The sequence below is a fragment of the Bacillus sp. ISL-46 genome (assembly GCF_018613205.1).
Map to the genome: position 1 here is coordinate 16143 of NZ_JAGGQR010000028.1, position 11637 is coordinate 27779.

At 37.4% G+C, this 11637-nt stretch carries 11 protein-coding genes; 2 read left to right on the forward strand and 9 right to left on the reverse strand.

Features of this window, described 5'->3' with window-relative positions; translation table 11 throughout:
* Positions 1 to 626: 626 nt before the first annotated feature.
* The 7 genes from J7E67_RS16330 to J7E67_RS16360 form a co-directional block, all read right to left on the reverse strand.
* Complete coding sequence (locus J7E67_RS16330) at positions 627 to 1682, reverse strand: transposase (protein WP_214732368.1); 1056 nt, start codon at positions 1680 to 1682, stop codon at positions 627 to 629.
* A 138-nt stretch (positions 1683 to 1820) separates the two neighbouring features.
* Entirely contained in the window at positions 1821 to 2048 is a 228-nt protein-coding gene (locus J7E67_RS16335) for a hypothetical protein (RefSeq protein ID WP_214732369.1), read from the reverse strand.
* Between the two features lie 109 nt (positions 2049 to 2157).
* A complete protein-coding gene (locus J7E67_RS16340) occupies positions 2158 to 3333 on the reverse strand; it encodes an MFS transporter (protein ID WP_214732370.1) in 1176 nt (391 codons plus the stop codon).
* A 24-nt stretch (positions 3334 to 3357) separates the two neighbouring features.
* A complete protein-coding gene (locus J7E67_RS16345) occupies positions 3358 to 3933 on the reverse strand; it encodes a cyclophilin-like fold protein (protein ID WP_214732371.1) in 576 nt (191 codons plus the stop codon).
* Positions 3934 to 4065: 132 nt separating this feature from the next.
* A complete protein-coding gene (locus J7E67_RS16350) occupies positions 4066 to 4767 on the reverse strand; it encodes a DUF4405 domain-containing protein (RefSeq protein ID WP_214732372.1) in 702 nt (233 codons plus the stop codon).
* Between the two features lie 87 nt (positions 4768 to 4854).
* Positions 4855 to 5595 carry a cytochrome P460 family protein gene (locus J7E67_RS16355; protein WP_214732373.1) on the reverse strand — a complete coding sequence of 247 codons (741 nt, stop codon included), beginning with the start codon at positions 5593 to 5595 and terminating at the stop codon, positions 4855 to 4857.
* A gap of 464 nt (positions 5596 to 6059) precedes the next feature.
* Complete coding sequence (locus J7E67_RS16360) at positions 6060 to 6905, reverse strand: SDR family NAD(P)-dependent oxidoreductase (RefSeq protein ID WP_214732374.1); 846 nt, start codon at positions 6903 to 6905, stop codon at positions 6060 to 6062.
* Positions 6906 to 7199: 294 nt separating this feature from the next.
* Here J7E67_RS16360 and J7E67_RS16365 point away from each other — a divergent pair, with 294 nt between their 5' ends.
* Entirely contained in the window at positions 7200 to 8102 is a 903-nt protein-coding gene (locus J7E67_RS16365) for a LysR family transcriptional regulator (protein ID WP_214732375.1), read from the forward strand.
* 206 nt (positions 8103 to 8308) lie between these two features.
* Here the strand turns inward: J7E67_RS16365 and J7E67_RS16370 are convergent, their stop codons facing one another.
* Positions 8309 to 9349: an NAD(P)-dependent alcohol dehydrogenase gene (locus tag J7E67_RS16370; protein WP_214732376.1), complete on the reverse strand. Its 1041-nt coding sequence runs from the start codon at positions 9347 to 9349 to the stop codon at positions 8309 to 8311.
* Positions 9350 to 9732: 383 nt separating this feature from the next.
* Between J7E67_RS16370 and J7E67_RS16375 the strand changes: the two genes are divergently transcribed.
* Positions 9733 to 10149 (forward strand): MerR family transcriptional regulator, encoded by a 417-nt coding sequence (locus J7E67_RS16375; RefSeq protein ID WP_214732389.1) that lies wholly within the window; start codon positions 9733 to 9735, stop codon positions 10147 to 10149.
* 667 nt (positions 10150 to 10816) lie between these two features.
* On the opposite strand, the gene J7E67_RS16380 is transcribed toward J7E67_RS16375, so the two are convergent.
* Entirely contained in the window at positions 10817 to 11611 is a 795-nt protein-coding gene (locus J7E67_RS16380) for an XdhC family protein (protein WP_214732377.1), read from the reverse strand.
* Positions 11612 to 11637 lie beyond the last annotated feature (26 nt).

The window sequence follows — 11637 nt, forward strand, 5'->3', positions numbered from 1 at the left end:
AGCAAATTCTGTCAAGTTCACAAGATTAATTAGTTAGTATGTTTTATCCCAAAATACGAAGTTCCCTCTTAACAAGATTAATCAACATCTGTTTATAATTATAAATAGAACCAAGATGCATTCAATGGTTAAAAAAACGCAATTCGTTGTTTATTCAACAAATTAATTAAAATTGTTGAGTATTTTAAGGTGTTTATTTCTAAACCTTTTAGATCTAATAAAAAACCCAGAGCATACATAGTCTTTTTTGATAATTTTCTTACCTTGAAAGTTGTTGTGCAGGACTGAATCCTCTCCCTATTGGTATAGGGAGGTTCTAAAAATTAGACCTATTTTCATTAGGATGCACATACTTTTCCCTTTCCCTGCTAGGCAGGAGATAAGCTCCCGCTTTTCAGACTCTATGGTTTTCTGTGCAACATTCGCGAACAAACCACTCTGACACAAAAAAGAAAGACAGTCCTTTCGATGTTAGGAACCTGAAGGTTCCCAATCGCAGTTTAGTATTCGCATCTGGCATTGACCTCCATGCCAAACAGAAAGAAAGGTATCTCACGACAACTTGTCTCTGTTCTTCCGTGGGATTCAACACGGCAAAGGATTTTATCAATAATTATTTTGATAGATTAAAAGCCGATACTAGAAATAATTTTTCTATTCGAAGACCGGAGCGTCGCTTCGGTCTTTTTATAAATTACTAAGAAAGAATCAAATTGTTCCATGCATTTTTTTCGACTCACTTTGTTTTTGCCTTTATTTACATTCTTAATTAGCCATGCTGAGTAACAATCCCGTTGAATTTTCGTACCATCTGGTAAGAGGTGGAACCTTTGAGACAAATTCTTTTTGGAATAGGAGTTCAAAACATGACAATATTGGCTTGCTTTAACGGTCCACGTATTCACAAATTCAATTTCTTTGTCTTGATACGTTAGTTTGGTATTTAAAATTTTCAAGAACAAACTTGGCGCTTTATATCCAATTCGTTTCCCATATCTAGCTTTTTGAAGACCTTTGTAGTTCATTTTTTCGCAAAAGATAGTGTTCCCCATCTTTAACACGTGATTCGCCATTCGGTTATGCATGATTTTCCGAATAGCCGCTATCTTCCGACCAATTTCCTTTAGCTCTAGCAACAAGTCCCAATATCGTTTTGATCGGACCATGTCTCGATTTTCCTTTTTGATGGTTCCATTAGGATTATATTTATTGGGATTGGTCGCTCGCCTAGACCGGTCCATTTTACGAAGAATGAGTCGTTTTTTCTTTTCCAACATATCGAGTCCTTCGCAAAATTCTTCTATGATGACTTCCTTATCTGAAATCACCGCAATGGTTGAAATGCCTATATCTAAGCCAACTTCTCCATCCACCTGTTCTCGTTTTTGGGGTGGGATTCCTTTTAAAACTAATTGCAAATAGTATTTCACTTTACCTCGGATGGTCCTGCGGACCAACCGGCAGTAGGCAATTTCATCATGAAGAGCTTTTTGCAGATATTCATCTTTACTAGGTATATGAATTCTCATCTGAAGTCCGTTCCAATAAAGAATTCCGTTGTCGTAAGTCAGCCCTGCTTTATTATTTTTACCTTCCACCGTATCAAACTGACCATACTTTTTATAATGAACCGTTTTTCCTTTACCAAAAAGTACATCCGAAACAGATTTCCATACGTTCAAGGCGATTTTTTGCACCACGTGGGAGTCCAGATGAACTTTTTGTTTATGCTTCGGATTTTTTGGTTTCTTTTGTTTAAAATGTTTCCCCATCTCGTTGACAATTCGTTCCGCACCAGTTTGAGATAGATCATATTTTTCTCAAATTGACACTAAGTGAGAAGAACGTTCTTCTGACTTTGGCTGTTTCAACCCATATTGATAGTCAGAATCCTTTTTCATACGAGCGAGATTATCCATCATCACTCGTTTACAGGCGTTCGAAATATGGCGAGCAATTTCAAATCTCTTTTCTAAGATATGAAACTGAAAAGGCTCTATTAACACATCTAATTCCACTATGTATCTGGCTTTCTTTTCTTTCGCCATATATCTTCACCACCGAACATTCATTCTTATCTTCAGTATAAGGTTTCACTACTCTTAAGACAAATAAAAGCTCCCTAAAAAAAGAAAAACCCCTGCATTCATCCCCTCATTAAAATAAGGGGCGTTCTGCCGGTTTTATCGTAAACAGATAGTATCTTAAAAAAATAGTGACCAAACTTAGTATTAATGATAGGATTCCCACCAATACAACGTATTGTGTACCCATTTCTGATATAAATAACCCACCTGCAGCTGCACCAAATGTCGTTCCTAAGTTACAAGCTGTTAAAAATAAACCATTAGCGAAGTCAGGTGCTTCGGGAGCGGAAGACATAATCCAATATTGATTGATATTACCTCCAATACCAGCTAAAATTCCCCAAATTAAAGTAATGATAGCCATTGATACGGTAAATTGTCCAAAAAAGAATAATAGGATGTAAACAACTCCCAATGCAAAAGGAAATGTCACTACAGATTTGATCGCATTTTTAGTAAGTAACTTCCCTGCGACAATGCTTCCAATAATATTGGCTCCGCCGTATACGAATAATATTAGACTAATGGTATTGGAAGACATATTCGTAACAGTTTTCAGATAATCTGCAAGATAACTATAAACTCCAAATACGGCTGAGTTTAATAAAATGACAGACACAATCGAAAGCCAAGTAATAGATTTTTTTAATACCGATAATTGTGCTCCGTAAGCAAGTCTTTCCTTAACAGGCATAGAGGGTACAAATAGTAAGGTAGCAACGGATGCCAACATATTTACAATAGCAAAGAATACCATCGCCATTTGTAAAGAAGTTGCACTAGCAATAAAACTTGCGATTGGTACACCGACTACCATACCGGCAGATACTCCTATAAATATTTTGGAAACAGCTTTTGGAGCTTCTTCTTTACTTACTGAGGCAGCCGCTACTGTAAATGCCAACGAACAATAAATGGGATGAAAAAAGGCTGGAATTATCCGAGCCATTAATAGAATGGTAAAGTTAGATGTATATATGGATACAATGTTTCCCAAAACGAAAACACCTAGTACAAGTAACATGACCTTCTTCCGATTTATCCCTGAAAACAATAAAGGCATCGTTGGACCAGATACTGCAACAACAAGGGCAAAAAAACTCACCAGCCATCCTGCTTTTGATACACTGACATGAAAGTGATCAGCAATGGAAGGCAATATCCCAATAACCCCCATTTCTGTATTTAAGATGCCGAAGACTCCGATGGTTAATATAAATATGAGTAAATTATTTTGTTTTTGCAAGAAAATTCCTCCAACTCTCTTCCTTTAATCGACCTTTTCAATATGAACTGTGAAATCACCATCAATTTTTTCAAAGTTTTCTTTTCCAGATTCAATCTTACCTAGTATAATAAGATCATTTGTGGCATCCCCAAAACCTTTATAAAAAATAGCCAAATTTCCCCAAGGAGAATAATAAGCAAAGTCTCCTTTTTTTGGTTGGTTTCCGGATTGCACATTATCTGCCAACAATCTTTTTTGTAACACACTAATTTTCTCTTTACCTACATAATCTTCTAATGTTATCGTTAACGGCAATTGAGCTAAAAAATCTCTACTTGCTGAATTATCATACATATTCACCATTACTTCCTCATTGTTAAATGTCAATTTGACTTTAACATCTTCCATAATAACTAAACCTCCATTATCAATTGTTGAATCCTTATTATTCTGTTTGTCCTGCACATCGATTTTAACTATTTGTTCACCACTTGAATTTTTATTTGTAGTAATATCATCATTGTTTTCACTCCCATTATTACTACTTCCGCAAGCTGTAAGAAACGTTGAAATCCCCAATATAGACAAAAGTTTGAATTTAAACCCTTTTCCCACCATTTCTCCTCCTCATTTATCCGTACAAATGGTTTGAAAATAACATGAAGAATAACCAAAAATCTAGAAGTGATTATATATGCTCTTATTGAACCTATGCCTGAAAAACCGGTCCATAGATTCATTTGATATCCTTCACTTTAAGGCTATTTTAGATTGTCTGTTCTGTGTTTCCTGCTTTTGAATAAATTTCAAAGCATAATGTGTCCCACAAACATAGATTCCCATAATAGATAAGTAGTCAATTAAAAAATTGATAATAGAATTATCATTCGACCAACTACCAAATGGATTATAAATCATTAGCTTAGAACCCATTTCTCTCTCGAAGGAAGCATGCACCCCATAGGCAACAATTAACACCGCCAAAATACGCAACCCAATGGTGCGAATACGGCTAGTGCCGGTAATTCCCGTCATCCTCCGCACTGAATTGATAATCATAAACCAAGAAAATCCTACATGAACTGCCATCATGATAAATCCCCAATAGGCAGTCTGAACATGTAATTGCCGTAGAGTCATGTCGTTTTTTATAGGAATATAGGGAAATAAATCACTTGAAATTAGCACAGCACTAATCATCATCATCGCCATAGTTACAAGAAAAAGTAGATTGATTGCTATTTGTAAAATGCGCCTTAAATTATGCGTTCCCTTTAAAATCAGCTTATACCAACGTCCATTAAAAAAATTATGGACGATAAATAATATAAGTACCACAACACCAACGAATTCATGAATTGTATTTCCAGTAATATAGTAAGCCATTGCTATCAACATGAGAACTGTCATAACAACGTCATTTACTAGCTTGAATAACATCTTGCGATTCAAAGAATTCACCTCTTTCTATTGCCTATTCATCACTAAATTGTGTTTTCATTGCAGGCATGCAAATACCTCTTAATGGCAACACAACCATTAGCTTTCATATTGCTTTAAATACATCTTCAATAGAACATCCTGAATTTTTTTCGCTTTTTCCTCATCATCTATTAATTTACTTTCTTCTTTATTTACATCCTTAGAATTCTTCATATGAGCAGTTACCTTCCAGTGATCTGTAGGGATTTCTGCGATTAGGGATTCTGAGCTGCTGTTCTTCGAACTTGTAACTTTTCCTAAATCAAACTCTTTCATTTGATCTAACGAATTTATATATTGATCCCTTTCCTGATTTGCGTGGCAGGAAAAGCAACGTCCAATATTATCTTCAGCCACTTCTCTGTCTGGGGTAAAATGCTGGTATTCCCATTCCCCATTTCGTTCTTCTGGCGAATATTGGGAACCCCAGCCGGTACGCTTTTCCATCACTAAATAGTGTTCAATCTCTCCATCCTTATATCCTACAAGAGTAATAACGGTGCCGCGGGGAAGCTCCTTTCCGTTCTGCACTGCTTCAATCGCTTCCTTACTATTTACGTAGATATCTTCATGAATATCTCCTCGATCGTAAGTGGCAAACACTATCCCCTTTTCAAGGTCTTTAGGGAATTTAACAAGATTAGCCCCAGAGCCAATCTCTGCGTATTCCCCAGACTTAGCCACAGAGGAATTTTCTTCTTCTTGAGAAATGACCTTTATTTCAGTATCATTTTCGTTGCAAGCAGTAAGGATGAGGGTTAGAAGCAATGCAAATGATTGACTTAATCGTTTTTTCATACCGTTTACTTCCTCCAAGTTTCGTTTTATTGTTTCGTAAATTCATTGTGACTGGGACTCTATCTGACTACTAATTCAAGTTGAACATCGTTGTCTTAAGATGGTAGGAAATTACTTTCAACCTCGTTACATTCGCAAGCATAAATAATTTCACCATACGGTAATGAATGACATCATCCTTCAAATGATCTTTACATCGAGCGAGATTACCTCCTGATTTAAACAGATAATTCCTGGAAGAAGAATTTCAATGATTGGGGATTATCACGAAACTGCCATAAGAAAAGAAAATTGCCTCAAACAAGCTATGAGGCAATTTTTAATCATTCATTAATAGCTCATCCATTAGTTAACTTGTTTCGTTAGACGAATAATGATTTCACTTACCGCAATGTAAGCTTGCACTATATTTTTGATTCTTAAAGATACTTCCCAACGAACCCGGTTGACTTTCGTCTGAAAGCTTATGCATCCTCGTAAGAAAGGGATATAGAAAGGTCCCGATAGGCATTGATCTGACTACGAAGCTCTGCAACTTTCTGCTCTGCACCAGCGATAGCATCTGCACCAGCGATCCAGCGTAATGGTGGTTTCTCCTGATTTACGATGGTGATTAAAGCCTTTGCAAGCTTGACTGGATCGCCTTCCTGATTTCCATTTTTTTCTTTCCAGAAAGCCTGGTATTGTGCATTACGCTCGGCGTAGTCATCGATTGATGGCTCAGCAAGGAATGTTGATTCTGGCTCTAAAAGTTCGGTACGGAAAAAGCCTGGTTCTACAATGGTGGTTTTTATTCCGTATGGAGCTACATCCTGATGTAACGACTCCATAAAACCTTCAAGACCGAATTTCGAAGCACAGTAAGCGGCATTGTATTCAAATCCAGCTAATCCCGCAAGAGAAGAGATTGAAATAATGTGTCCGGAACGATTCTTTCGCATCAAAGGCAACACGGCGCGGGTGACGTTCATTGGACCATAGAGATTGGTATTAATTTGTCGTTCAATCTGCTGTGGGGTCAGCTCCTCGAAGAATCCGCCATAGAAGTTGCCTGCGTTGTTGACCAACACATCAATACGTCCAAATCGGTCTAAAGCCGATTTGACTGCAGCCTCAGCATCTGTTGGGTCCGTAACATCCAACTTCACAATTAACAGATTTTCATCATCGCCGAGAACTTTAGCTACCTTATCAGTATTACGACCAGTCGCGACGACCTGATAACCTGCTGTAAGAGCTGCTTTTACAAACTCAACACCCATTCCACGTCCAGCACCTGTGATAAACCAAACTTTCTTATTGTTAGTCATATTTATTTCCTCCTAGATTGCTCTTGATTTTATTTTTCCACTTGTTGTGTCGGACGGATGATGATTTCACTTACCGCGACCGACGGAACTCAAATTCCACTTGATGCACCCATAATTACAATAACTTTATTTTTAATAGTAGAAATACTAAACACCATCCTTTCTACTGTTGTTATTACTATTTATTCTAGCTACGGCCCTTTGATATAGCCAATGCTTATATCTCATATCATGATATGCTTGATGAGCATTTCAAAAACATATATACTAAAACTTCATAAAGGAGGGTGTTTTTTGGAACTAAGAGTTTTGCGCTATTTTCTTACTGTTGCAAGAGAAGGAAGCATGACAGGTGCTGCTGAATTTTTGCATGTTACACAGCCAACCTTGTCAAGACAATTGAAAGACCTTGAACAAGAGTTAGGAAAAAAATTATTTATTCGGAGTAGTCACAGTATCATTCTTACAGATGAAGGAATGCTTCTGCGAAAAAGAGCAGAAGAAATCCTTGATATGGTCGATAAATTAGAGGCAGAGTTTAGTTCCATGGAAGAAACAATAAGTGGTGATGTCTTCATAGGTGGTGGGGAAACAGATGCTATGCGACAGATTGCACGGGTAGTAAAAGATTTACAGTTAAGTTATCCCAATATCCGCTATCACCTCTACAGCGGAAACGAAGACGATGTGACCGAAAGGCTTGACAAGGGATTGCTTGACTTTGGCATTTTAATTCAACCAGCTGATTTATCAAAATACAATTATCTCAATATCCCTGGTAAAGATGTTTGGGGCGTTGTTATGAGGAAAGACAGTCCTCTTGCTTTCAAAGATTCCATTCTAGCATTGGATTTATTAAATGTTCCGCTGATCTGTTCTCGACAGGCTATGAAACAGACATTTTCCAAAAATGAATTTGCAGATTGGTTTGGTGAAGATTTTGATAAATTAAACGTCGTGACTACCTACAATCTTGCCTATAATGCAGCCATTATGGTTGATGAGGGCATTGGTTATGCAATAACTCTTGATAAAATAGTGAATACGTCTAGTGATAGTAACCTTTGTTTTAGACCGCTAGAGCCAAGACTTGAATCTGGCTTAAATATTGTTTGGAAAAAGCATCAGGTTTTTTCCGCTGCTGCAGAGATGTTCAAAAAAAAAATTCAGGGGAATTTTTCAAATTCTTTAAATTGACGAAATACTCGGCTTCTGTTGGGTTAGTAATATCGATTTTCAAAAATAATAGATAAGCATAATTACTGTGGAATTGGCTGAATAGCTTTTGTGCTGATATCACCTGGAACTTACCACTTAGAAGCCACTATATAAAAGGATGTCCAAAAAGCTAGGCTTTTTGGACATCCCTCGATATTAACATTAGAATTTATCATTTACACAACTCACATTGTGCTGATGTCAATCACGAATCGATACTTCACATCTGAAGCTAATACGCGTTTGTAGGCTTCGTCAATTTGGTCGGCTGAAATGACTTCAATTTTAGGAACAATGTTATGTTCTGCACAGAAATTTAACATCTCCTGAGTCTCACGGATGCCTCCAATCATTGAACCTGCAAATGAACGACGATGACCGATAAGTGAGAATACGTTAACTGACAACGGCTCCGCTGGTGCACCGACGTTGACCAGTGTACCATCCAGCGCCAGCAACGAAAGGTAGGCACTAATATCGATCTTAGCGCTAACTGTATTTACAATTAGGTCGAACGAACCGGCCAGTTTCTTAAACGTCTCTGGATCGCTCGTGGCATAGTAGTTGTCAGCGCCGAATTCCAAGCCATCATCCTTTTTCTTCAATGATTGTGACAGAACGGTAACCTCGGCACCCATGGCATGTGCAATTTTAACAGCCATATGACCAAGACCGCCCATACCAACAACCGCTACTTTCTTACCTGGACCAATTCCCCAATGATTTAGTGGCGAATATGTTGTAATACCTGCGCAAAGTAATGGTGCTGCAGCATCAAGCTCAATGCTATCAGGAATTCTCACTACAAAGTCCTCAGTTACGACAATGTGGGTAGAATATCCGCCTTGAGTAGGCTCGCCGTATTTGTCAACACCAGCGTACGTGGGAACCATTCCATTGAGACAGTATTGTTCTTCTCCTTTACGGCAGTTCGCACATTCTCCACAGGAATCAACCATACATCCGACCCCTACCCGGTCACCGACCTTGTACTTTGTGACCTCTGCTCCTATATCAGTGACAATTCCCGCAATTTCATGTCCAGGCACGAGTGGATAGTCCACGGGACCCCATTCGCCATGAGCAGTATGGATGTCAGAATGGCATATGCCTGCATATTTAATTTCAATCAGAACATCATGCAAATCAAGGTCTCGTCTTTTAATTTCAGCAGCTCGAAACGGTTTGTCTGGACCGTCTACAGCTCGCGCTTTAGCAGTTATCATAAAAAAACCTCCAATAATTTATATTTTTCAAGAGAATGGCTTGTACCGGATATAAATGAAGAACTCAGGTTAAAATTCCCCTTCATTCCCTTCTATCCCTACTTTTCTCTCCTGCAAAACAATATTAATCCTTATAGTTAACTCTAGGTCAAGAGATTAGTTTAGATTATTTTTGAAGATCCCCGACCACAATGGTTTCAAACCATCTGTCAATAGGCCTATAACTACCTATATTCTTTTATTACTAAGTATTTCTCCGTAAAACAGAGCCAAGTTATTCTTTCCCTGTAAGGTGACTTTGACATTATGAAAATACCATGATAAAATCTTCTCATTCATAGAGTTAACTCGAAGTCTATATCATTAAGAAATGGAGAAAAATGATGAAGACATATTCAATAAGCGAAGTTGCAAAAGAATTAAATCTAACAGTTTATACCTTGCGTTACTACGACAAGGAGGGTCTAATTCCTTTTGTAGAACGGACACCAAGCGGAACACGAGTGTTTAAAGAATCCGATATCGACGCTTTAAAAGTAATTGAATGTCTGAAAGCAACCGGGATGCCTATTAAGGAAATTAAAACTTTCATTCATTGGTGTTCTGATGGGGATTCCACGTTGAAACAAAGATATGACATGTTTTTAGACCGAAAAGCTCATGTTGAAGCACAGATGGAAGAACTAAAAAAAACAATGGAAGTCATCGAGCATAAATGCTTATATTACAAGACTGCATTAGATGCCGGACCGGAAGATATTCATAAAAATACTAAGTTAGGAATCTCCATTTCTAATTAACAGAAAGTCCCCTGTATATCATAAATGTGGATATGAAATACAGGGGACTCTATTTATATAATTTACTACCAACTAGGAAAAGGATTTGGCACAGACATTTAGATATCTCGAGAGCATAAATAGAAAAATTTATGATGCCATGATTTAATTAAAGAATGGAGAACTTTTAAATTTGAGTCTTTCGTTTGACTTGAACTTAACTTTAACTTATATCTTATTTAGAAGGGCCTTTGCCTAAAGTCCCTTCTTTCACACGTAACTTAGAACTAACGCAAAATTTATATCTAAAGGAAATAAAAATACAAGAAGAAGAAAAAGCATGAAACAACACAATCCTTTTTTGTTAGCACTGAATATTCGAATGGACTTGAATCGATTTACTTTATTCAGTTTCTTAAACTTGATAACATTAATTGATTGATCAACATCTGTTTATAATATAAATAGCAACAGAATGCTTGCAATCATAAATTCATGCAATTTGTTGATTATTGAACAAATCAATCCATTTTGTTTAATATCTTAAGAAAAAGTAGAAACCTACCATATACCAAAAGGATAAAAATAACAAATAAGGCCAACGCTTTGAATTACATAAAGCATTGACCTAAGGCTTTTTATTTTAAAAAAGATGTATTAAATCCGTTCCGCTGTTACTTCTTTTTCTTTATCTCTTTAATTGTTTCACTTTTAATGGCTTGTGTTCCTTACTTACTTTGATGATTTCTCCGATAATACTGATGGCAATTTCTTCTGTTGTTTCCGAGCCCATTTCCAATCCGATTGGGGAATGGACCTGATCCAACTGCTCTTGTGTGACTCCTTCACTTTTTAATTTTTCAAAAATGGTTATGACCTTGCGTTTGCTGGCAACCATCCCAACATAGGCAATCGGAAATTGCAGTGCTGTTTTTAAGACCATATCATCACGATCTTTTGTAACTATCACCACATATGACTTTTCATTTAGGTTGGCTGCGAGTATGGCCTCTCCAATATCTTCGTTCACAAAAAGGTTCGTCGCGTTCGGAAAGCGTTCCTTCGTACAATAACCAACGCGATCATCGACAATGCAATAAGGATATTCAAGGGAATCAGCGAGCTTCGCCAACGCATAGCCTAAATGACCGGCTCCAGCCAGAACGAGTTCAGGCCTGCTTGTATAGACCTCAATAAACACCCGCAACGTTCCGCCACAACTCATTTGAATTCCATCTTTTGCATGTCTATTCAATTTGTATTCAACGATTTTTGATTTACCCATTTTGATTGCTTTAACACTCTCTTCGATGATATAGTGTTCAGCCAATCCCCCTCCGACAGTGCCTTCAATCGTACCATCACGGTATACAATCATTTTTCCAACATGCCTGGGAGTCGAGCCCTTTGATTCAATGATCATGGCTAGTGCAAAGGTTTCGTTTTGACGGTTCAGTATGGCTACTTTTTCCATCAGTAGCATGAATAGCTCCCCCCTTTTTTTAAACA

Bases quoted from the DNA above. Each gene is read 5' to 3' on its own strand.
- J7E67_RS16345 (WP_214732371.1), bottom strand. From the start codon at position 3,933: ATGGTGGGAAAAGGGTTTAAATTCAAACTTTTGTCTATATTGGGGATT.
- J7E67_RS16380 (WP_214732377.1), bottom strand. From the start codon at position 11,611: ATGCTACTGATGGAAAAAGTAGCCATACTGAACCGTCAAAACGAAACC.
- J7E67_RS16360 (WP_214732374.1), bottom strand. From the start codon at position 6,905: ATGACTAACAATAAGAAAGTTTGGTTTATCACAGGTGCTGGACGTGGA.
- J7E67_RS16370 (WP_214732376.1), bottom strand. From the start codon at position 9,349: ATGATAACTGCTAAAGCGCGAGCTGTAGACGGTCCAGACAAACCGTTT.
- J7E67_RS16375 (WP_214732389.1), top strand. From the start codon at position 9,733: ATGAAGACATATTCAATAAGCGAAGTTGCAAAAGAATTAAATCTAACA.
- J7E67_RS16355 (WP_214732373.1), bottom strand. From the start codon at position 5,595: ATGAAAAAACGATTAAGTCAATCATTTGCATTGCTTCTAACCCTCATC.
- J7E67_RS16335 (WP_214732369.1), bottom strand. From the start codon at position 2,048: ATGGCGAAAGAAAAGAAAGCCAGATACATAGTGGAATTAGATGTGTTA.